Raw genomic sequence first — 20,651 nt, forward strand, 5'->3', positions numbered from 1 at the left:
ACTACCTCGCGGTCGAACCCCCCACGTCACTCCAGAAAGCCAGCTAACTCAGTCTCCACGAAACCCGGGGCTTGACAAGTTGGACGCGGGTGACGACGGTGTGCAGTCCCTGACGGTTCCCGCCGCGCTCTCAACCCTCACCCAGTCCCGATACAAAAGCTCCGCCGTATCGTCAACGTCGAGGCCGGTCGCGATTGCCTGACGGGCCGCGCTGAGGTCGTGGTGAGGGCTGCGGGGGTGCGGTAGGTGGCCACGGTGTGCGCGACGTCGATGATGCGCGTGATCATTTCCTGCTGGTAGGGCTCGGCCCAGGGCAGGGGCTTACCCCCGAACGGGCGGCCCCGCACCAGAGTGAGCGCCCGCTCCAGATCGGTCAGGCCAGCCGGCCCCAGCGGCAGCGCCCGTTCAACGAGCTGCAGGAAGCGGCTCCAGTCGCAGCGGACACCGGGGGAGAGCCGGTACGGGTCCTCGCCCGAGCTGCGGCGCGGCACGTAGGGATCGCCGGCGGGATCGCTGCCCAGGGAGCGACGCAGGCCCTGCAGCCGGGCGTTGAGGGTGCTCGACGACCAAGGGGTGACGGGATCCATGTCGGAGCACAGCACGTCCGCACTCCGCCCGGGCCGGAAGAAAAGCAAGGCGGCGAGCTGTGCCATCCGAGGGCCGTGGCATGTGCTGTCCACGCCGGTCACCTCGACCGGCCAGGACCCGGATCTCCGGCGCGTGCAGGTCATGCGCCTCGCCCTCCTCAGCCTCCGCCGCCTTGCTGTCCTTGGCGGACTCCTCGTGGCCGTTGGCCCCCTCGGCATCTTCAACGGCCGGAGTCTATGCGGGCGCCGGGGGCGCTGCTTCGGTGTCCGGGCCGGGCTCGCCGGTGGACTCAGTCGACGTCGTGGCGGTGGGCAGGAGGCGAAGTCCGAACGGATCAGTGGTGGCGGCGAGCAGGGCCGGGAAGCCTTCGCCGCTCACGCCCGCTGCCGCTGCCGGCGAGAGGCTCGTGGCAGCGGTGGCTGCGGGCGCGCTGGCTTCCTCCGGAGCGGGCTGGGCGGGCTCATCCATGCCGGCGGGCTCGTTGGGAACCTCCTGCCAAGGCCCCTCGGCCGCATGCGGCGGCTGCCCGGACACCTTCAACGCGGTGGTGATCTGCAGATAGGCAGCGTGTTCCAGGCGCTGCACCGTGACGTCGATGCCGGCGTAGTCGAGGTACTGCGGCCCACTGAGTGAGGCGTTGAGGATCTCCGCCTCGGGGAAATGCACGGCCGCCGAACTCGCCGGGGCGATCAACGTGACGGGGACGGTGCCGGACTTGTCGATGACATCGGCGAACTGCCAGGCCGTGTCCGCGCCCAGAGAAGACGCGCACAGCAGCAAATACGGCTGATGCTGGGTTTCCTCACCGACACCTCAGTCTCCTCCTCGGCATGTTTCCGCAGGTAGGAGCGGTGTTGGTGGCAGGTCTTCTCCACGGCCGCACCGAGGTTCTGCAGCAGGTGCCAGCGATCTGCGACCTCCAAGGCGTCCGGCGCGGCTTCCTTGATGGCCTTGCTGCAAGCAGTGGCACCCTGCAAATGACCTCGGCGCCGGGATGCGCGGTGAGCCAGGCGGCAAAGGTGTCGCACTCGCGGTCGGGCAGGACGTCGACAGCGCGGCCGGATTCGACGTCGACCAGCAGCGTGCCGTACCGCTTCCCCTTCCGGAACGCGAAGTCGTCGACGCCCAGCACCAGCGGCGCCCGCTCGGGGACGGCCGGCTCCGTGAGCAGGCCCAGCAGCCGCGTCCGGCCCGCCTTCAACAGCAGCCGCCGGCAAAGACGTTGACCGGGACGACCACCGAGCTCGACGGTGACCGCGTGCTGCCACTGCTTCAGCCCGAGGCTGGAGCGGCGGTACCGCTCGCTGAGCTGGGCGACCTGCTCGACAAACGTCCGCCGCGAACACCGACCGCGGTCGCAGAAGAACCGCCGGACCTGTAACCGCAGGGTCAGGCTCCGCCCGTTCACCGGCAGCCCGGCCACGCCCCGCTCGTACGACGAATGCACCCTCGATGCCCGCGAGTTACACCCCGGACAGCGTGGTGGGCGGCCTGCACGCGACCGCCTCGACGACCAGCCCCTCGGCGGCCTCGGTGACGCGCGTCAACCGCACATCGAAACCGGAGAACAGAACATCAGCGAGCGATTCGACCCCGATACGCAGGATGTCCCGCAGAGGAACGTTCCTGCATGCCGCCCCTGACCTGGGCATTCACGGAACTGCGGTCAGAACCGTTTTCAAGAATCGCCATCAACTCGCGGGCGCGGCCGCCGTCGCTGACGGTCGGCCGCGCCCGGGAGCGCTACGCGGCGAGATCCGAGGGCACCTGGGTGCGCACGACCCCGTCCTCGATGCAGGCCGTGTCCCCGGTCGCCAGGGCCTGCAGGCTGACGAGGAGACGCGCACGCCCGGTCGGCCACTGGTCAAGGAACTGCAGGGTGGGTATGACGCGCACGGTGGCCCGGGGGTCCCGGTATATCAGTCCCGTCACCGCCTCGCCGGTCATGGGCGCTGCGGCCATGACGTGGGTGATCACCTTCCTGCGTCGCATCTGCACCCAGTCGACGGCGACGCGCCGCATGAGCCGTAGTCGGCCGGAGGGATCGGTAAGGACCTGGTAGCCGGCTTCCTCCGGGGTCTGCCCGTCGTAGACGCCGCCCACGGGCAGCATCAGCATGCTGCGGAGTTCGGCGACGGCGATGCAGTCGGTTCCGACAGGGACGAGCAGTGAGACGCCGATGACCGGCGGCCGCCAGTTCTCGTATGAGGCGGGACGGCGCTGCACGGCTGCGGTGGCCGTTGCGGTGGGCATCAGGCCGGACCGTCCTTCACGGCGGCCACGATGTCGTCGAGGTGCTGGGGCTGGCTGGTGCTCGGGATGGGGACGACGTGCGGCCCCTGGGAGAGGAGCCAGTTCAGCGGGGCGGCGGGCCCGTGGGCGTGGGCCAGCACTCCGGCGTCCAACGATCGGTAGGCCACGTAGGGGATATTGAGGTCGCGGCACATCTCCACGGCGGGGTCGTCGCGGTCGGTGGTGTTGAGCAAGTTCTGCACCGCGGCGATGGGCACGTACTTGACCACGTACCGGATGTCCTCGGTCGTCACCTTCGACAGGCCGATGTGCCCGATCTTCCCCTCGACCTGGAGGGCGTGCAGCACGGCGATCTGGTCGTCCCGCGAGACTTCCGGGTCGATGCGGTGCAGATAGCACAGCTCCAGCCGCTCCACCTTCAGGCGGCGCAGGCTCGCTTCGACGCATGCCCGCAGGTAGAACGGGTTGCCCAGCGGCTTCCACTGGCCGGGTGCGGGGCGGACCATGCCCACCTTCGTGGCGATCAGTACGTGCTCGGGGTAGGGGTAGAGCGCTTCGCAGATGAGGTGTTCGACGGTGTGGGGGCCGTAGGCGTCGGCGGTGTCGATGTGGCTGATGCCGTGGGTGTGCACGGCCTGGCGCAGCACGCTGAGGGCGGTGTCGCGGTCGTCCGGGTCGCCCCACGTGCCGGGGCCGGTCAGGCGCATGGTGCCGAAGCCGAGTCGGGAGACGGTCTTCCCGGCGATGGTGATGGTGCCGGTGGGCGGCGCGGGGATCATACGAGTGCCTCCTTCAGGCAGCGCTGGACGGCGATGTCAACGGCGAGGGCCTGGCTGTCGGCGTCGCTGGTCACCCGCTGGTGGGGGATGACGTCGTTGGCCAGCAGACGGTGCACGCGGTCGTCGACGAGGCGCCGGAAGTGGACGTCGTAGTCGTGGCTGGTGTCGACGGGTACGCTCTCGTCGAGCACGGTCGCGAACAGCGGGTCGTACTTGGGGAGCTGCGTGGAGGCGAGGGTCAGCAGGCGTTCGCGTTCGAGCCGGGGCGGGGTCTCGGACCGGAACGCCTCCGCGGCCTCGAAGTAGGCGATGGCGTCGTGGGCGGCGCGGTCGATGAGAACGACCTCAGCTCCCTGCGCGGCCGCGTTGGTCTCGTCCAGGATGCCCTGGGCGATGATCCACTCGGTGGACAGGGCGGTGTGGTGCTGCATTTTCGGCAGGCCGGCCGCGGCAGCGCGTTTGCCGAGCTGCCCGGTGCGCGCCACGGTGAGGCCGTGGCCGCGCAGCTCCATCTCTATGCGCTTCAGGAGCGTCGTCTTGCCCGTCGAGTGGGTGCCGAGCACGGCGATCTGCAGGGGCTGGGAGGAAGTCACCACAGTGTTGGGTCCTTTGCTGGTTCGGGGGCGCCGGGCAGGCCGGGCGGCACGGCCGCGACGACCAACCGGTCCCAGGTGTCGTAGCGGGAGGCCATGGCGATGAGGAGCTGCGCCGTGGCGAAGGCGTCGAAAGTTGCACGGTGCCGGGCGCCCGGCGCTTCCTGCAGGTCGGGCTGTACGTGCTCGATCAGCTTGTCCAGGCTGTACTTGCCGAGGTCAGGGAAGGCGTCCTTGGCCAGCCGGAGCGTGTCCAAAACGCCAGCGGGCTTCCAGCCGGGCAGGTGCGCGCTGAGCACGCGGTAGTCGGTGTGCGCGTTGTGCGCGCAGATCCAGGCGTCGCCGAGGAAGGCGCTCACCTGGTCCGCGACTTCGGCCCAAGCCGGTTGCCCGACCAGGGCCTCGTTGGTCAGACCGTGCACCCGGGTGGCGAAGGGGGTGACGGGGCGGTTCGGACGGGTCAGCCACCAGCCCGCGGTGCTCTTGTCGGGGCGCCCGTCCCGGATGGGCAGCGCGGCGACTTCGACGAGGTCGGGCGGGTTGGTGCCGTTGCCTTCGACGTCGACAACGAGCAGCGCGGGCCAGGTGGCGAAGTTCATGGCGTTTCGGGTCCGTCCCCCGCCTCCCAGCCGATGGGGGCCCGGCCGTGCTGGCGGTAGTGGTGTGGCTTGCTCCGGTCGTGACACTGGTAGCCGAACCCGTGCTGCAGGTAGTAGCGGGGCGGCTCGCCCAGTCCCTCCACGACGATGGCACGGTCGTTGACCTCGATGTCGCCGACGGCGCCGAGCGCACGTGCCTCGCGGACGACGTCGTCCAAGTCCGGCTTGCGCCATGCCTTCTTGCACAGGGAGATCTGTTCGGGCGGGCAGATGTCGCACAGCTCGCGGACGCCGTAGTGGCCGTTGTAGTCGGCCTCGCCCCAGGCGTACGCCACGCCGCAGCTCCTCTTGCGGAACAGCGTTCCCCACTGGGCACCGCCGGCGGCCTTGTGGAGGTCGAAGGCATCCAGGATTCGCTGCTCCGCCTGCTCCGGCATGATCTTCCGCCGGGCCGTGTCGTCGTACGGCATCGGCATGCCGTGGCTCTCGAAGTAGGCCTTGATCTCGTCGCGGAAGAACAGGCCCGTGAAGACCGTGGCGTGTGCGTGCAGGGACAGCTCGCGGGCCCGCTCGATGTGCTCGTCGGAGTCGTTGAGACCGGGCACGATCGGCCGCCAGTACAGGACGGTCCGGTAGTTCTCGGCGTGCTCGTACAGCATGCGAAGGCTGTCGGCGGCGTATGTCGAGTTGACGGGCTCGATCTGCGGATGGTCGATGCCGGAGTGGGTGACCAGGACGGTCAGCCGCAGGTTCTTGAAGGAGTTGAGGACGGCGCAGTCCTCCGCGCTCACTCGCCACCGGGTGATGACAAGGACGTGGTTGGTCAGGCCCTGCTCGTCGAGCAGCCTCAGCACCGCGAAGGTGTGGGGCTTGACCACCGGCAGCATCGGGTCGGTGGCCCGGTTGAACACCTGGATCGGTGTCCTGTGCGGCCGGAAGTACGGGTGGCCGACGAGTTGCGCGACGGCGTCTTCGTCGCTCATCAGGCGCCGCGGCGTCTTCATCTCGAAGTTGTCGAACAGGTGCCGCACGCAGTAGCCGCACTCCAGCGGGCAACCGACGATGTGGTTCAGCGACAAGCCCGATTTGCGGTACTCGATCACGTCGGCGAGACCGGGGTTGAGCGTGCTTATCTGCTCAGCGCTCAGGAGGGGCAGCATGCGGCGACGCGGCATGGCGGGAGCGGACACGGGGGCCTCCATGGCAGGAAGACGGGTCAGCGGTGGGTGCGCGTGGTCTGGAGGGGCACGCCAGCCGACGGGGAGGTGAGCAGCACGCGGCGGCGGGCGCCGTACCAGGTGCCGAAGTCGCGGCGGGCCGCGTCCGGGTCGTCGGAGGTGTGCACCAGGTTGTGCACGAGGCGCTTCTGATCGAGCGCCGCCTGCAGGCTGTCGTTGCCGAGGTCGCCGCGGATGGTGCCGGCGGCCGCGCGGGTGGGGTCGAAGTGCCCGATGAGCTGCCGCAGACGGCCGTGAATGCCCGGCTCGCCGTACGCGAGGGCGATGGTGACCTGCTTGCCCGCGTACGCGTTGTCCAGGCAGGCGGGGATGTCCCGGTCGGGGAACCAGTCGGCATCGACCAGGAGGTCCCAATAGTGCACGTGGGCCTGCCACGGCTGCACGGTGACGTCGATTCGGTTGGCGATTGTGACGCCGGCGGCGATCCGGTCCAGTACGGCGTCGACCAGGCCCCGCGAGACGGCGTCCGGCTTGCATAGCACGACCGAGCAGCGGTCGAAGTCGGTGATCTGCAGGTGGCGGCCCGGTCCGTACCACGTGCCGTACTCGCGGCGGGCCCCGGCCCGGTCGTCGGAGGTGTGCACCAGGTTCCGCACGAGGCGGTTCTCCGCTCGAGCGACGGCGAAACTGTCGTCACCCAGGTCCCCGCGGATCGTCCCGGCCACAGCCCGGGTCGGGTCCGTGTGGCCGATGAGCTGCCGCAGCCGGGCGTGGATGCCCGGCTCACCGTGTGCCAGGGCCAGCGTGACGGGCTGCCCCGCGTAGGTGGCGTCGATGTACGAGGGCAGGTCTCGCATGTCGCGCCGGCCGGTGTCGGCGAGCATGTCGCGGTAGGCGACGTGCGCCTGCCATGGCTGGGCGATGACGTCCATGCGGTCGGTGATGGTGAAGCCCGCGGACGAGATCATCTCCAGGATGCGCGAGTTCAGGCCGCGCGCCACGGCGTCCGGCTTGCACAGGACGACGGCCCACCGGTCGAAGTCGACCCCGTCCACCACGGCGCCGCTCATCGGCTTGCCCGCGCTCACTGCGCACCTCCGTCGACCGCTGCGGCGCAGGCCGGCCATTTGCGGACCACCAGCCAGCGCAAGCCCGGGTCCAGGGCGTGCAGGAGCGCCGGGTCGACGGCCGCGACCTGGTCGTGCTCGATCTGCCGGTACAGCTCGAACAGCATCACGACCTGCTGCCAGTACGGATGCAGGTCGAGGCGGTTCTGGATGTGCAGGGCGTTGTAGCGCAGCTGGTTGGTGCGCAGCCCCTCTTCGTGGACCAGGAGGCGTTGGATGGTTGCCGCGGTGGTGTCCTCGGGCATGGACGGGAAGGCGAAGTTCACCGCCGGGCCGTTGGCGACTTCCTCCAGCACACCACGGACCCGGTCCGCGTTGTGGTCGTTGACGTGCGCCGAGCCGATCGTGTGCGTGTAGGTGCCCAGTTGCAGGCCGAGCTGGATGGCCGCGTACTCCTGAATCATCGTGAAGGAGAACACGTCGGACAGTAGGCCGCAGTCGAGATCGTTCGCCCGCATGTTGCACACCATGTGCAGGTGGCCATCGCGCGGGATCAGGTGCAGGCCGGCCAGGCAGGCAACGTCCGGGTTGGAGCGGTCGGCGAGTTCGGCCGCCGAGAACACGGGCAGGTAACCGCGCTTGCTGTCGGGCTCGGTCAACAGCAACTCGACGACGCCGTCGAAGGGCGACTGGCCTCCGCCGTTCGGGGTGAAGAGGGTGTAGCCGTACGCAGATCCGCCGAGGTGGGTGCCGTCCGCGCTGCTGGCACGCATGGACGGCGCGTAGTAGCCGATCATCTCCAAGTCGCGGCGGCCGGCGAGGTACCAGAGCGCTTCGGCGAACTGGAACACCGGGTTGACCTTGCGTTCGGCCAGGTAGGGCAGACGCTGACGGGGGTCGGACAGGCGGAAGCTGGCGCCGATGACTTCGCGGGCGGCGTTGCCGCGCGCGTTGATCCGGTGCTCGGGTTCCTTCGTGGCGAGCTGCAGTAAGGCGACGTAGGCGCCTTCGACGCTGCGGAAGGTCTGTGCTGTGAGCAAGACACCCTCCTGATCGGGGGACAGAGGTGCGGTGGGTCGGGTTGGTGCGCCGACGGTCCGGGCCGCGAGAGCACCGGGCCGCCGGCGGGTCATGGGGTGAGGGCAGGGTCGTCGCGGGGACTCACGCGGCGACGGTGTCCGGGCCGCTGAAGGCGACGTACTCGTCGGCCAGGATCTGGTTGAAGAGGCGGTCCACGCGGTCCTGGGCTTCCTGCTCGCGGAAACCGCCGAACTCGCGCCAGTAGGTGCGGCCGATCTCCCGTTCCATGAGCCACTGGGCCTGAACCCGCAGAGCGTGACGGTCCAGCAGCCCCGCCCGGAACTTGGCGGACAGCAGGGAGACCTGCCGGTTGCAGTGCACCAGCAGCGCGTAGTCGTTGGTCGACAGTTTCTCGCCCGGGGGCGCCCAGGCCGCCCGCAGCGTCTCGTCCGACGCGATGTCGGACAGCCACGCCTGGTGCATCTCCGCCGCGTGCAGTGCCAGCTTCCGCCGGTGGTACCGCTCGGCCTGCATGATCCGCACGATCCCGATCCCGATCCCGACCGCCGCGGCGGCGAGAACGGCGCTCGAGGTCTTCGAGACTGTGGGCAAGGCACTCTCCTGGTGTGTAAGGGGGTGAGGCGAGGTGACCGGTGCGGGGGGGGCCGAGGAGGAAGCGCCGTTCCCCACACCGGAGTGAGGCGTCCGACGGTCCAGGTTGAGGAGGGGGCACCGGACCGCCGGACGGGTCTATACGGCCAGGGCCATCAGGTGGTTGACGTCGACGGGCGTGCAGCCGTGCAGGGAGACGACGTCGCGCGCAGCGATGGTCCACGGCAGTCGCGGGGATTCGTAGGGCACGAAGGTCAGCTCTTGGCCCTTGCGGGCAGGAGGGATCGGAGCGAGCGTGAGGAGGTCGTACTCGATGCCGGCCACTCCCCAGGGCAGTGGGTTCTTCACCCAAGCGGCCACGGCCCCATCGCGCAGATGCGGGCAGTGCTGCAGCGATTCGGCGGCACAGGGCTCGTGGATGGGCGGCATGGCCGTCGTCTCGCCTTCGACGATTGGTACTCCGCCCCGTTCGGCCATGAGGAACAGGTGCGTGCCGTCCTTGCGGCCGAACGTGGAGCGACCGCAGACCTGGCACAGCATGTGAGCCATGGCCTGGCGTTGCCGCAGCGCGTGCACCTTGGCGAGACGCGGGTAGCCGACGCCGCGAACTGCCGGCATTCGCACCCAGAGGATGCCGTTGCGCCGGTCCAGCCGGGGGTGTTCACCCTGGTAGGCGATTCCGCCTCCGAGCAGGCTGGGGCGGCGCACGAGCGGGACGTCCGTCTGCTTCTCGCCGGCCCAAGGGGCGATGAAGGGCACCCGCATACCCCGCCAGCGGAACTGGCGCGGTCCGTCATTGCTCATGACGCCACGCTCGCGGGAACGAGGCGCAGCGGGGGGAAGACTCGGCCGTCGGGGAGCAGCTCGCCCGTGTCGTCGAAGAGCAGGACCCCGTTGCACAGAAGGACCCACCCCTGTTCGTCGCAGCGAGCGACAACGGCGGCTGCATCACGATCGGCCGCCTCCCCGGCGGGGCAGGGGGTTCGTGCCGACACATGGAGGTCTTCTTCCTTCCGGGCGTGCAGGACGGTTGGGGCCCTCTTTCGGCGTTCTACGGAGCCGTGGGGGAACAACTGGAAAAAGCCGAAGAGGGAGTGCAGGGGTGACCAGGGCCGGATCGCACAAGGCCGTAGAAGGTCAGGCGTTCGTTCTCGCTCGACCAGGTGGCCGGAGGGCGCTCGCCCCACTCGACGACGTACGAACCGCGCGGCTCGCTCTGCCAGGTGATGCGCAGGCCGGGGAACCCGCCAAGAGGCGCCAGGACGTCGCGAACAGCCAGCGCGATGGCCAGGTTGTCAACGCCGAACCAGCCGCCGCGCCTGGTCCGGCCCACCGGCACGGCGAGGAGTGGCATGCGGAACAGGCGGATAGCGATGCTGTGCGACAGCAGCTCTGCGGCGACCCGGCCCTGGAAGTAGTCGAAGTCGTAGGCCTCGGCCGGCGGCATGACGGTGATGTCCGGCTCTGCCAGCGGTGTCAGGAGGGCCACGGGGTTGCCTCCTCGTCGTCGTCAGGCAACAGGAGCTCCAGCAGGTCCTCGGCGGCGGAGGCCAGGCGGCGCAGGTGCCCGAGCGAAGCCCTGTCTGCTCCCGTCACCGTCTCCGCACGGACCGTGCGCGCCCGGAAGATGAGCCGTTCTCGTTCGTTCGGGTCGTCGCCGGACTGCTGCCTCTCGACGGCGTCGATCAGGACCATGAGGTGGCCAGGGGAGTCCGCGGTGCCCCGGAACCGGTCGATGAGGGTGGGGATCTCTTCCTCAGTCGGGGTGGAGCCGTCTCCGACGACCGTTGCGACGTCGTCGTACGCCTCGTCGACGGGCAGGCCCGCGCGGAGCAACTCGACGATGCGTTCCAGATCTCCGCGACTGTGCGTCCAGGACGGCCGACGCCAGTCCTGACCAGGCTCACGCAGCGCGAGGGGCTCTTCGGCGGTCGCGGTAGGCAGCATGGGATCAGTTCCTTCGGGGGATGGGGGGAGGTCATCGAGCTACCGCCGGTGCGGTGGGGCGTGGCCGGGCGTGTGCGACGAAGCTGAAGTGGTCGGAGAGCCACTGCAAGGTCTGTTCGTACGGCTCATCAGCGTCCGAGACCGCGGACCGATCGTCGGTCACCACGCCTTGGACGAAACCGCCGCGCAGCTTGCGGAGGACTTTCGGCCACTCCTCCCGCGCCTACGGCTGCGCATCCGCAGCGACATCGACTAAGCGGCCTACGACGAGCCACCCGCGGTCGTGCGCGTATGCCCCTGCCGCTCTCGGCGTTCTCGGTGGCCGTCTTTACGCGTGGGGCGGCATGCGATCGGTCGGACACTCCGATGCGAACGGCGCTGTCGCCCCGGCGCTCGATGGTGACCTTCGACAGGGGTGTCTCGGTGTGGTCGACGGCGTTCGTCAGCAGCTCCGAAATGATGACCACTCCGCAGCCGGCCACGTCGTCATCCATGCCCCAGACGGCCAGCACGCTGGAAACGAGAGCGCGGGCACGCCGCACGGACTCGGGGACGCATGGCACCTCCGCGGTGTAACCGGGGGCGCCGATCGCATTCGGTTTTGCGATGGTCATGGTCACGAGGTCTTTCCCTCCGGCGTGGGGGGCCTGGCCCTGACGGGGGAGGCAGAACCAGGCTTTCCTCCATGCCGCCGTGCCGATCGCGACTCGGCGGCTGCTAGCCAGTCAACGAGCCACAGGCGGAGGGCAACAGGAAGAGTTCCGGGCTCGTGCACGCCCACCAACCGGAAGACTTTACGTTCGCATTACCCAACTTCTGGGCAAGAGAGTGACGGCGGTACTACGTTCGGTACATGGGAGCGAACCTCGCCCTTCAGAGCCGGATGGATCAACTCGGCCTTACACAGGAAGAGTTGGCTACTCAGCTCAACACTGCGCTACAGGAGATCACCGGGCGGCCCGGGGAGATTTCCTCTCGGACGGTCCGCAACCTCCTCAACGGGTCAAGTCGGCGCCCAATCGGCCGCACTTGCGCTGCACTTGAGCGGGTGTTCGGCTGCCCCGTGGCGGACTTAGGGTTCAGCGCACCCAGCTCCATGCAACACCCCCCGGAGGACCCAGTGCGGCGTCGCGACTTCATCGTTTCCACCACCGGAACGGCAGCCGCCGCTGCTCCGATCATCAAGCAGCGCCGGTCAGTGGGCATGACGGACGTAGCCCGCGCCTCGGCGGGCATGAACCAACTCGTGGAGGCCGACGACCGCCAGGGCGGGCACACGTCCCTGGCGACCGCCGCTCTTGACGCTCGCGCCAAGGTGCTGGAGCTCCAGCAGCGGAACGCCAGTGAGCGCGTGCGCCGCGCCCTGTACGCGCTCGCGGCCGAGTTCACCACCATCGCCGCCTGGTCGTACATCGACCTACGTGACGTGGACACGGCCCAGACCTACCTGCACGAGGCGACCACGTTCGCTGGCCTTTCCCAGGACCCACCCACGGGAATGCGCGTGTGGATCAACATGGCCATGCTCGCCTACCAGCGGAAGAACTGGCCGGAGCAGCTCGCAGCAGCGCAGGCGGCCACCGTGTCCCCGGCCGCGCGCAAGGACCCGTTTTTCGGCTCCATGGGCCGCGTCCGCCTCGCCCTGGCCCACTCGTCGCTGGGCGACCCACAGGCTGCCCAAAGAGCCCTGGGCGCGGCGCAGGAAGCCCTCGGGAAGGCCGCCGACGACGACCGCCCCCGATGGACCGCGTTCTACGGGCCGGCCGAGCTCCACCACCTCTCGGCGATCATCCTCAACCGCAACGGGGAGTCTGCCGAAGCCGAGGCGATGGCGCATCATGCCCTGGCCAAGATCCCGGCAGAGTTCCAACGCAACCGCGCACTGGCCACGTGCCAGCTCGCGCTCGCGCAACTCCGTCAGGGAGAGCCAGAGCAGGCCACGGCGACCGCGGCCACCGTCTTCACGATCATGGATGGCTCTCCACTGCCTGGACGCATGCGCACCCTGATCGGAGACTTCCACCGACACCTGTTACGGCTGGCGCCGTCTACGACGCACGCCCGCGACTGGGCAGACCGTATGCGAGATGAATGGAGTCAAGCGTGACCAGGGTGAGCGACCTGCGGCATTACCGACAGGGGAGCCCCCCGGAGGGCTTCAAGCAGATGCTGATCGAGGTGCACGCCGATGCCTACGCCGATGCGATGGACGACGAGTTCAACCAGCGGTTCCCCTGGTTCGTCGATCACTGGTCAGGGATGGACGGCTTCACCTGCGTCGTCGCCTTCGACGGGGATGAGCCCACCGGCTTCGCGTACGGCGCCCCGCTTCAGCCGGGCCGCGAATGGTGGCGCTCCACCGACTTCGAGCCGAACAACGGCTACACCGCGACCTACGCCGTCTCCGAGGTCATGGTGCGCCCGAAGTGGCGGAAGCAAGGCATCTCGAATCGGCTGCACGAAGCCCTGCTGGAGGAGCGAAGCGAGGATCTCGCGGTGCTTCTGGTCGACGTGACTCACCCGAAGGTGCAAGAGCTGTACGAGACGTGGGGCTACGAGAGGGTGGGCGAGCAGCAGCCGTTCGCCGACTCCCCTGTGTACGCGGTCATGGTGAAGAGGCTGCACCCCTGACCGCCCCCCGGGGGAGCGCGGGGACGGGGGCGGTCACGCCGTCTCGGGCGACACCGCGGCGGCGGGCCTCCGCGACTGCTACTCGGGCGGGGCCGTCGTACTGCGGAACCCTGTCGAGTGGGTCGCGTGTTCCGACGCCGTGGCGGCGGTCGTAGACCGTGTCGGCTGTATGGGAGCCGTCAGCCCACCGGCCGGCGCGGTTGCGTTCGGCGAGCGGTACGCCCTTCTCGGCCATATCGGTGTTCGCGCCCGCCCGCCACGAGTGGGAGGTGACATCCGGCCGTGTCCAGAGCCCGCGCCGAGGGAAGCGAAGCATGCCCGTCTTCCGCCGGCCGCGTTGAGCTGTCTCGCAGGCCCGCGTGAGCGCAGCGCGATCAATCAGGCATACGCAAGGAGCGCAGCCGCTCGGCGATGGTGAACGAGCCAAGTCGCAAAGCGGTGATGTCGGCGATCAGATCGCGCCACGCCTCGAACTTCGTGTTCACGCGCTCCCCGTGCATCCCCAGGTACGCGACGGCCGCTCCGAAGCCGTACAGCTCGTTGCGAGCGGGCAGCGGGCGGAGTACGACGCATTCCTCCAACATCACGGCCGCCCGCCAGAAGGCAGCGTGTGCGGCGTCCGGGTGGAGGCCGTAAGCGGGTCGCGGATCTGGATCCGGGGCTCCTGTCGGCGCTGTTGGCGCTGGTGGAGCCGGATGTGCGGGGTGATCTGATGTCGCCGCTGCGGTGGACGGTGAAGCCGACCCGCACGCTCGCGCGGGAGCTGACCCGGGCCCGACACCGGGTCCGTGCCGACACCGTCGCCGGCCTGCTGCGTGAGGAGGGCTTCAGTCTGCAGACCAACGCCAAGGCCATCGAGGACAGCCAGCATCCGGACCGCGATGCCCAATTCCGCAATCTCAACGAGCAGGCCCGCGTGCACCGGGACACCGGCCAGCCCGTGATCAGCGTCGACACCGAGAAGAAGGAGCTCGTCGGCGAGTTCAAGAACAGCGGACGACAGTGGCGACCCGCGGCCGATCCAGTTCGGGTGAACGTCCACGACTTCGCCGACCCGCAACTGGGCAAGGCCGTCCCCTACGGGGTCTACGATCTCGCGGCCGGGACGTTGCTCCCAGCCAGTGGAGGGCACCGCGCAGGTCTGCGCGCCAACCCCTACAGTGCTTTGCGCACCGGCGAGCCTGGGCCGTTGAGGAGCTCGTTGATGAGGTGTTCAGTCTCCAACTCCAGGGAGCAGTCCAGCGCCTGATTGACCTGCTGGACGCGGGTGATGGCGGTGTGCAGCCCCTGCCGGTTGCCAGCCGCGCTCTCGATCCGGAGCCAGTCGCGGTAGAGCAGTTCTGCGGTGTCGTCGACGTCGAGCGCGGTCGCGACGGCCTGGCGCGCCTTGCTGAGGTCGTGGTTCGGGCCTGTGGGCGTGCGGTAGGTGGCCACGGTGTGCGCCACGTCGATGATCCGCGTGACCATCTCCTGCTGGTAGGGCTCGGCCCAGGGCAGCGGCTTGCCTCCGAGAGGCCTTCCCCGCACGAGGGTGAGCGCCTTCTCGAGATCGGTCAGACCGGCCGGGCCCAGCGGCAGCGCGCGCTCGACGAGCTGCAGGAAACGCGTCCAGTCGCAGCGCACGCCGGCAGCGAGCCGGTACGGGTCCTCGGCCGCCTTGCGGCGCGGGACGTAGAGGTTGCCGGACGCGTCGCTGCCCAGGGAACTGCGCAGGCCCTGGATCCGGGCGTTGAGGGTGCTCGTCGACCAGGGGCTGACGGGATCCATGTCGGAGCACAGGACATCCGCGCTCCGTCCGGGCCGGAAGAACAACAATGCGGCGAGCTGCGCCATCCGCGGGCCGTGGCCGGTGCTGGCCACGCGGTCTACCTCGACCGGGCCCAGCACTCGGATCTCCGGGGCGTGCAGGTTATGTGTCTCGCACTCGTCCGCCTCCGGTATCGGTGCCGCCTCGGCGGCCTGCTGGGCGGCATGGTCACGGTCATCCGGACCCTTGGCGGCCGGGGCCACGGGGGCGTCGGTTCCCGGCTCGCCTTCCTCCGCAACCTCAGGCGTTGGCGTGGTGGCGGGCAGGAGACGTAGTCCGGACGGATCCGTGGTGGCGGCGAGCAAGGCCGGCAAGACCTCGCCGTCCGCGCCCGATGCCGACTCAGGGGGCGTGCCTGTGTCGGGGAGCGGCCCGGCGGACTCCTGCGGCGCGGGCTCCTGCCAGACGTCGGGCTCGTCGGGGACGTCCTGCCACGGGCCCTCGGCCGGGTGTGCCGGCTGCGCGGACACCCGCAGCGCGGTGGTGATCTGAAGGTACGAAGCGTGCTCCAGGCGCTGCACGGTGATGTCGGTGGCGGCTGCGTCGAGAGACTGCTGGTCCTTGACCGAGGCGTTGAGGATCTCCGCCTCCGGGAAGTGCGCGGCCGCCGTGCTGGCCGGTGCGACCAAGGTGACGGGCAGCGTTCCGGCCTTGTCGATAACGTCGGCGAATTTCCGCGCGGTGTCCGCGTCAAGGGCCGCCGCGCACAGCAGCAGGTAGGGCTGATGGCTGGTCTCGGGCATCTGGTGCGCTTCCAGCAGCCGTTCACTCAGGTCACGCAGCGCGTGTGCGGCCTGCCGCATGTGGGCGATCCGTGCGGTGGGCAGCAGCTGCGGCAGGTCCTCGCCGAACTCCACGGTTACGACCTCGACTTCGCTGGCCCACGGGCTCATCCCGAACTCCAGGGCGAGTGCGGTGCACACCTCGGTGATGTGGACCGGGTTGCCGTCCAGCAGTACAGCGGGCAATTGCGCGAGGTTGAGCAGCAGCAGGTCGCCCGCCCCAGTGCTGCCGATCGTGACCAGCGCCGGGTACGGCGCAGGCACGTCCCGGGCGGCTTCGTCGTCCAAGAGGACGGCATCAGCGGGCAGGACCCACCAACCGGGCTTCCCGGACACAAAGGGCGCCTGCGGCTCCTGGGAGAGATCCTCGGGCAACACCTCCATCGTGCGGGCGCCGATCCGCGCGGCCCGCAGCGGCGGCAGGACGGCCTCCGCCTGAGCCACCCGGTGGGCCAGGGTCCGCAGCGCCACGTCCAAGCGGGCGGCCCCATCCGGCTCGGCGGCCGCTGCCAGCTGTGCCTCTGCCGTGGACGTCTCCGGTCCGATGGCGATCTTCTCGCCGGGCTTGCGGCGTCGGCGCTGCAGCGTCCTGCGCAGGGCGAGGGCGCCGGTGACGGCGGCGGCCAGCAGCGCGCCGGCGCCGAGAACAGTGCGCAGGTTCAGCGGGCTGCCGGCCGGAGCCGTCCCCGGTGACTCGGACGCCGTGGTGTCGGGGGAGGAGGCAGCGGAGCCGGACGATTCACCCGACGCCGACGCCGACGCCGACGCCGACGCCGACGCCGACGCCGACGCCGACGCCGACGGCGACGGCGAGGCGGCAGACGGCGAGACGCTGACGCTCGGCTCGGGCTGTGCGGAGGCCGATGCGGAAGGAGAGCCCTGATCCTGCCCGGGCTGCTCGGCAGGGCGACTCGCCGGGGCGCTGGGTGCCGACGACTGCGGTGCAGGCGCTGCGGTGTGGCTGGGTACGGGCGCCTCAGTCCCTGCACCCTGGCCCGGCTTCTCCTCACCGCCGGGCTTTTGGGTGGCCGGGGGAGCGGTCTCCTGGCTGCCCGACTCATCACCCTGGTCGCGGTCCTGGGACGGCTGGTCGGGCTGGGCGCCGGGCACGGTGACCTGCTGCCCCGCGTAGATGACTTCCGGGTCGGTGATGGCGGGCAGGCCGTCCGGCTGCGGTTTTCCCTCGGTGGCCTCGAACAGCTGAGGCCATTTGTCGCCGTCGCCGAGTTCCTCTGCCGCGATCTTCGACAGGTAGTCGCCGGAGTGGACCGTGACGACGTGCTCGCTCTTCTCGTCGGCAGCCGGGGCGCTGTCACCCAGCTGGGTACGGACGCCTCCCACGGGATCGACCGTATCGGGCATCTGTAGCTGCCAGCCGGGTTGCAGAAAGCTGTTCGCACGGAACACCTGTCCGTCGGCCATGGTTCGGCCCTCGTTGAGCGCGGCGATCTCCCGCCACAGCTCGCCGTCCCCCAACTCCCGTTCGGCGATGCCCCACAGGCTTTCCGCGGGCCGCATATTGCGGACCGTGTACGTGCGGGACGCCGGCGTACTCGCGGCGGACGACCGAGCCTGATCGGCTTCGGTGGCTTGCGGGGCCCGCGTCGCCTGGCCGGGGATGGGAGCCGCGGTGGCGGCCGGCGCGGCCTGCGCGTCGGAGGCCAGAGCCGAACTCGTAGGCAGCAGGACCAAGATGCTGCCCACCAGAAGCGCGGCGGCCCGCTGTGAGGAGCCCAGACCGCGCGGGGCGCGCCAGGTCCGGCCCCGCAGCTGTGCGATCAGCTCACGGACGGCGCAGAACGCGAACTGCGCCCACCCGAGCCAGCCCACCGCGACGAGTAGCAGCAGGAACACTGCCCCGGTGTCCTGCCGGTCCAGCAAGTGCATGAGGTCGTCGTGGGTGGAAGCCCAGATGGCCGGGGTGGCCCAGGCCAGCAGCAGCGGCAGCCCGGCGACCGCGGCGGCCAGGACGATCAAACTCAGCACGGCCTTGAGGACACGGGCCAGGGTGCGGCCGGCCGACGCGGCGGGGGAGTGGGTGGTGCGCATCAGTTTCCTTCAGGAGCAGTGACGCCGTGCAGGAGGGTGGCCTTGCCGTGGCCGGTCACCGACAACGAGCCGATCCCGACCGCCGACAGAAACTTCGTGTCGTAGGAGCCGGTGACGGTCACGTTGAGGGTTGTGCCGTCGCCGGACACGCTGACCGTGCCGGTGGCACCCGCGGAGCGCAGGTAGGCCTGGGCGGCGGCCTGCGCGTCCTGCGGATTGACGACGATCGCGTTGCCGCTGATGGCCTCGGCGGGGTCGATGGCCTGTCCGCCCGCGCGGGCCGCTTCGCCGGCGACGTAGTCGGCGCGTTCCGTGGCACGCATCTTGCTGCCGCCGTCGACGGCGACACCGATGATCCCGATCAGCGCGATGACGCACATGGCGACGAAGACGCTGATGCCTCCCCGGTCGTCCAGCCGCCTTCGGCACCGGCCTATCCGACGGAAGATCATCAGTCACTCCGCTGCCTGTACTGGTCCACTACCGAGGTGGCGGTCGACGTGAGCGTCTTCGCTCCTGGCACCCCCGGAAGCAACAGGTCGGCGAGAATGACCGTGCAGGTCACCGTCGCGGTGACCGTTCCTACCTGCCCCACCGGCACGCTAAGACCGCCCGTGTTGACGCTGACGCTGGTGGAGGCGCACTTGATGCCCTGGTCGTTGAGGGACTCAGCGGCCGCCACCTGTGCGGCGCCCTGAGCGGTCGCCGCTGTGCGGTGGTTGGAGGCCTCCCGGGCCGCGTCCTCGGCTGCTGCTGTCGATCGGGTCGGCCCATCCCGAACTGCTTTTGCAGGAGAAGGCCTTGTACGACCAGGGCCGGGTCATGACCGCGATGCTGGACGCAGGCTGGAGCTCCGAGCAGCTGCGCCACGTCATCACCAGCCGCCCGCTGCCGAGCCAGATCCGAACGTCTGTCGGCGCGATTGTCGCTGCCCGACTGCGCTCCGCGCAGCTCTATCCGCCTCCCGTTGCCAGCTTCGACGACGTCGACCCGGGCGAGGTCTCGTGGACGACGCAGCCCTCCACGACGTCGTCCGCCGCCGCCCGCACGGTCGACCAGGCGCTCACCTACCGGGCGCTCGTCGAATGCGCGGGCTGCGGCAGGCCCGGCACCGCCCCCGGTGAAGACCTCTGCCCGGCCTGCCTCGACTGGCCGCTGTGCCGCACCTGCCCAGGTCCGACTCCCCGTCGCGCTCACCCCGACGGCGACGGCCGCTGCGCCACCTGCACCTCCGCCCTGACCGCCATGACCGAACTTCTGGAAGGGAGCACTTCATGACGGACACGCTCAACACACCCCGGACGGCACCCCAGCAGCCTCTCCGTCCCTTCGCCTGCGATCCGCGACGGTGGGAGGAAGAACGATCCCGCGCGCTGCTGGCCGGCCACGTCTGCGGCGACACCACGTGCACTGGCACGAGCGAGCCCGCGCTCGTGTACGAGCGCACCGGGTGGGGCTGGCTGACCTGGACCGTGCCCGGTGACGGCACCCTGCCCGACCTCCCTCGGCAGATCGGGGTGCTCGCCCCGGGCGCGACGCTGACACAACGGCTCGCCGTGCGCTGGCTGACCCGGCGCCCCGCTCACCGCATCGCCCTGACCGCCACGAGCCCCGCATCCCTGCGGTTCTCTGCGGTTCTCGTGGGCGTCATCAGCCTCTTCGCAGCCCTGTCCGCCCTCAGCCACGGCATCCCAACCGACCTTGTGCTGCCGGCGATGCTGCTCGCCCCGCTGCTCACCGAGCACCTGCCCGACCGGCTCGACGACCGGGCCCGCGAACACGTCCGCAGCGTCGAAGGAGACGCCGCCTGCCAGTACCTCCAGCGACTCGCCGCCCTGCACACCTACATCGTCCAGGCCGCAGCCGGCAGCGACCGCTACGAACTGCGCCGCTCGGCCGAGATCGGCCAGAACCTGCTGTGGGACGCTGCCGACCTGCTTCAGAACCAGGACACCCGCTCGGCCTCGACTCGCCTCATTGACCGGGAACGGCTGATGGTCCAGCTCGCCGACCAAGTCGCCCAGACCGTGGAGCGCACCCGCACCGAGTCGGCTTCCGGTGAGGCGAACCAGCCCCGCGGTGGCGAAGGCCCGTTGGGCCCGCTCCCGCCTGGCTTCGAACCAGCGGCACGGCCAACACCTTCGCCCACAACCGACACTTCACCGCTGAAGGGATTCCGACCCATGGCTCAGACCCAGCCTGACGACGCAGTCCGCACCACGGACGTGTACCTGCTCTTCGCGCACGAGCCGTACTACCCCGGCGATGGCGCACAGGAGATCAACACCACAGTGGTCGCCGCCGCCTCCTTGCTCCACCCCCAGGTACAACAGCCCGACGGAGCCCGGATTCACGACCGCCTCACCCAGGGACGCGAGCCAGGCGAGATCATTCCGCTCTCCACCCTCACCCACGAACTGGGCGGCGGCGCCGACTGGCCGAAGGTCGGCGACTGGGAGAAGGTCACCACCGACCTCGTGCAGCTCGTCCACGCGAGGGAGTGCGACGCCCTCAGCCTTGGCCTCCCCGAGATCGCGCGCGCCCTCGTCTGCACCGGCCCGCACAGCCACGTGCGCGCCTTCGACGCCGCAGCTGACGAGTTCATCGCCTACGGGCCGAAGGAGCGTGCCGCCGTCCTGGCCGAGGTCGACAGGTTCCTCGCCTGCCTCGTAGCCGAACAGGATCTCTGGCCTGGCGATGGCCTGCTGTCCCCGTTCTTCCGCCATGCCTGAGGCGACGGCCGCGC

At 69.8% G+C, this 20,651-nt stretch carries 19 protein-coding genes and 5 pseudogenes; 5 read left to right on the forward strand and 19 right to left on the reverse strand.

Going from position 1 to position 20,651, the window contains the following annotated elements; genetic code table 11:
• Positions 1-43: 43 nt before the first annotated feature.
• The 15 genes and pseudogenes from AC5P09_RS30665 to AC5P09_RS30735 all read right to left on the reverse strand — a co-directional run.
• A pseudogene (locus AC5P09_RS30665) lies at positions 44-1,389 on the reverse strand (AfsR/SARP family transcriptional regulator); the annotation flags it as partial.
• Position 1,390: 1 nt separating this feature from the next.
• Complete coding sequence (locus AC5P09_RS30670) at positions 1,391-2,035, reverse strand: transposase (protein ID WP_493876995.1); 645 nt, start codon at positions 2,033-2,035, stop codon at positions 1,391-1,393.
• Between the two features lie 296 nt (positions 2,036-2,331).
• Positions 2,332-2,841 carry a hypothetical protein gene (locus AC5P09_RS30675; protein WP_493876996.1) on the reverse strand — a complete coding sequence of 170 codons (510 nt, stop codon included), beginning with the start codon at positions 2,839-2,841 and terminating at the stop codon, positions 2,332-2,334.
• Positions 2,841-3,620, reverse strand: coding sequence for an aldo/keto reductase (locus tag AC5P09_RS30680; protein WP_493876997.1), 780 nt, complete (start codon positions 3,618-3,620; stop codon positions 2,841-2,843). Before AC5P09_RS30680 ends, AC5P09_RS30675 begins: the two co-directional genes overlap by 1 nt.
• Positions 3,617-4,213: an AAA family ATPase gene (locus AC5P09_RS30685; RefSeq protein WP_493876998.1), complete on the reverse strand. Its 597-nt coding sequence runs from the start codon at positions 4,211-4,213 to the stop codon at positions 3,617-3,619. Before AC5P09_RS30685 ends, AC5P09_RS30680 begins: the two co-directional genes overlap by 4 nt.
• The gene (locus AC5P09_RS30690) at positions 4,210-4,812 is read right to left on the reverse strand and encodes a 3'-5' exonuclease (protein WP_493876999.1); all 603 of its coding nucleotides are present in this window, start codon (positions 4,810-4,812) and stop codon (positions 4,210-4,212) included. The genes AC5P09_RS30685 and AC5P09_RS30690 overlap by 4 nt, the downstream gene beginning before the upstream one ends.
• Entirely contained in the window at positions 4,809-6,002 is a 1,194-nt protein-coding gene (locus AC5P09_RS30695; protein ID WP_493877000.1) for a radical SAM protein, read from the reverse strand. The genes AC5P09_RS30690 and AC5P09_RS30695 overlap by 4 nt, the downstream gene beginning before the upstream one ends.
• A gap of 26 nt (positions 6,003-6,028) precedes the next feature.
• Positions 6,029-7,078, reverse strand: coding sequence for a nucleoside-diphosphate kinase (locus AC5P09_RS30700; RefSeq protein ID WP_493877001.1), 1,050 nt, complete (start codon positions 7,076-7,078; stop codon positions 6,029-6,031).
• Complete coding sequence (locus tag AC5P09_RS30705; RefSeq protein WP_493877002.1) at positions 7,075-8,097, reverse strand: thymidylate synthase; 1,023 nt, start codon at positions 8,095-8,097, stop codon at positions 7,075-7,077. The genes AC5P09_RS30700 and AC5P09_RS30705 overlap by 4 nt, the downstream gene beginning before the upstream one ends.
• Before the next feature lie 121 nt (positions 8,098-8,218).
• Positions 8,219-8,689, reverse strand: coding sequence for a DUF6082 family protein (locus AC5P09_RS30710; RefSeq protein WP_493877003.1), 471 nt, complete (start codon positions 8,687-8,689; stop codon positions 8,219-8,221).
• Between the two features lie 138 nt (positions 8,690-8,827).
• Positions 8,828-9,493, reverse strand: a complete 666-nt coding sequence (locus AC5P09_RS30715; RefSeq protein ID WP_493877004.1) for a hypothetical protein — start codon at positions 9,491-9,493, stop codon at positions 8,828-8,830.
• A pseudogene (locus AC5P09_RS30720) lies at positions 9,490-9,686 on the reverse strand (DUF5999 family protein). The gene AC5P09_RS30715 and the pseudogene AC5P09_RS30720 overlap by 4 nt, the downstream one beginning before the upstream one ends.
• Positions 9,687-9,740: 54 nt before the next feature.
• The gene (locus tag AC5P09_RS30725; protein WP_493877005.1) at positions 9,741-10,178 is read right to left on the reverse strand and encodes a DUF6302 family protein; all 438 of its coding nucleotides are present in this window, start codon (positions 10,176-10,178) and stop codon (positions 9,741-9,743) included.
• Entirely contained in the window at positions 10,166-10,636 is a 471-nt protein-coding gene (locus tag AC5P09_RS30730) for a DUF6415 family natural product biosynthesis protein (RefSeq protein WP_493877006.1), read from the reverse strand. The genes AC5P09_RS30725 and AC5P09_RS30730 overlap by 13 nt, the downstream gene beginning before the upstream one ends.
• Positions 10,637-10,764: 128 nt before the next feature.
• Complete coding sequence (locus AC5P09_RS30735) at positions 10,765-11,250, reverse strand: ATP-binding protein (RefSeq protein WP_493877068.1); 486 nt, start codon at positions 11,248-11,250, stop codon at positions 10,765-10,767.
• A gap of 239 nt (positions 11,251-11,489) precedes the next feature.
• Between AC5P09_RS30735 and AC5P09_RS30740 the strand changes: the two genes are divergently transcribed.
• Together AC5P09_RS30740 and AC5P09_RS30745 are read left to right on the forward strand one after the other, a co-directional pair.
• Entirely contained in the window at positions 11,490-12,743 is a 1,254-nt protein-coding gene (locus AC5P09_RS30740) for an NsdA family TPR-like regulatory protein (RefSeq protein ID WP_493877007.1), read from the forward strand.
• Positions 12,740-13,267 carry a GNAT family N-acetyltransferase gene (locus AC5P09_RS30745; RefSeq protein WP_493877008.1) on the forward strand — a complete coding sequence of 176 codons (528 nt, stop codon included), beginning with the start codon at positions 12,740-12,742 and terminating at the stop codon, positions 13,265-13,267. Before AC5P09_RS30740 ends, AC5P09_RS30745 begins: the two co-directional genes overlap by 4 nt.
• A gap of 374 nt (positions 13,268-13,641) precedes the next feature.
• Here the strand turns inward: AC5P09_RS30745 and AC5P09_RS30750 are convergent, their stop codons facing one another.
• A complete protein-coding gene (locus tag AC5P09_RS30750; RefSeq protein ID WP_493877009.1) occupies positions 13,642-13,851 on the reverse strand; it encodes a hypothetical protein in 210 nt (69 codons plus the stop codon).
• Between the two features lie 23 nt (positions 13,852-13,874).
• Between AC5P09_RS30750 and AC5P09_RS30755 the strand changes: the two are divergent.
• Positions 13,875-14,375 (forward strand): annotated as a pseudogene (locus AC5P09_RS30755) (ISAzo13 family transposase); the annotation flags it as partial.
• Between the two features lie 47 nt (positions 14,376-14,422).
• Here AC5P09_RS30755 and AC5P09_RS30760 read toward each other — a convergent pair.
• From AC5P09_RS30760 to AC5P09_RS30770, 3 genes and pseudogenes are all read right to left on the reverse strand, one after another.
• On the reverse strand, positions 14,423-17,905 hold the full coding sequence (locus tag AC5P09_RS30760) for a LysM peptidoglycan-binding domain-containing protein (protein ID WP_493877010.1): 3,483 nt from the start codon (positions 17,903-17,905) through the stop codon (positions 14,423-14,425).
• Entirely contained in the window at positions 17,905-18,357 is a 453-nt protein-coding gene (locus tag AC5P09_RS30765) for a TadE/TadG family type IV pilus assembly protein (protein ID WP_493877011.1), read from the reverse strand. Before AC5P09_RS30765 ends, AC5P09_RS30760 begins: the two co-directional genes overlap by 1 nt.
• Positions 18,357-18,659: pseudogene (locus tag AC5P09_RS30770) on the reverse strand (pilus assembly protein); the annotation flags it as partial. The gene AC5P09_RS30765 and the pseudogene AC5P09_RS30770, both read right to left, overlap by 1 nt.
• On the opposite strand from AC5P09_RS30770, the pseudogene AC5P09_RS30775 reads away from it, so the two are divergent.
• Positions 18,632-19,183: pseudogene (locus tag AC5P09_RS30775) on the forward strand (hypothetical protein); the annotation flags it as partial. The pseudogenes AC5P09_RS30770 and AC5P09_RS30775 overlap by 28 nt on opposite strands.
• Positions 19,180-20,637 carry a hypothetical protein gene (locus AC5P09_RS30780; protein WP_493877012.1) on the forward strand — a complete coding sequence of 486 codons (1,458 nt, stop codon included), beginning with the start codon at positions 19,180-19,182 and terminating at the stop codon, positions 20,635-20,637. The pseudogene AC5P09_RS30775 and the gene AC5P09_RS30780, both read left to right, overlap by 4 nt.
• The last annotated feature ends 14 nt before the right edge of the window (positions 20,638-20,651 follow it).

It is taken from the genome of Streptomyces sp. a15 (genome assembly GCF_059026085.1).

Coding starts and splice junctions, on each gene's coding strand:
- AC5P09_RS30715 (WP_493877004.1), bottom strand. CDS start 9,493: ATGAGCAATGACGGACCGCGCCAGTTCCGCTGGCGGGGTATGCGGGTG.
- AC5P09_RS30690 (WP_493876999.1), bottom strand. CDS start 4,812: ATGAACTTCGCCACCTGGCCCGCGCTGCTCGTTGTCGACGTCGAAGGC.
- AC5P09_RS30675 (WP_493876996.1), bottom strand. CDS start 2,841: ATGCCCACCGCAACGGCCACCGCAGCCGTGCAGCGCCGTCCCGCCTCA.
- AC5P09_RS30730 (WP_493877006.1), bottom strand. CDS start 10,636: ATGCTGCCTACCGCGACCGCCGAAGAGCCCCTCGCGCTGCGTGAGCCT.
- AC5P09_RS30750 (WP_493877009.1), bottom strand. CDS start 13,851: ATGTTGGAGGAATGCGTCGTACTCCGCCCGCTGCCCGCTCGCAACGAG.
- AC5P09_RS30740 (WP_493877007.1), top strand. CDS start 11,490: ATGGGAGCGAACCTCGCCCTTCAGAGCCGGATGGATCAACTCGGCCTT.
- AC5P09_RS30735 (WP_493877068.1), bottom strand. CDS start 11,250: ATGACCATCGCAAAACCGAATGCGATCGGCGCCCCCGGTTACACCGCG.
- AC5P09_RS30760 (WP_493877010.1), bottom strand. CDS start 17,905: ATGCGCACCACCCACTCCCCCGCCGCGTCGGCCGGCCGCACCCTGGCC.
- AC5P09_RS30765 (WP_493877011.1), bottom strand. CDS start 18,357: ATGATCTTCCGTCGGATAGGCCGGTGCCGAAGGCGGCTGGACGACCGG.
- AC5P09_RS30680 (WP_493876997.1), bottom strand. CDS start 3,620: ATGATCCCCGCGCCGCCCACCGGCACCATCACCATCGCCGGGAAGACC.
- AC5P09_RS30780 (WP_493877012.1), top strand. CDS start 19,180: ATGACGGACACGCTCAACACACCCCGGACGGCACCCCAGCAGCCTCTC.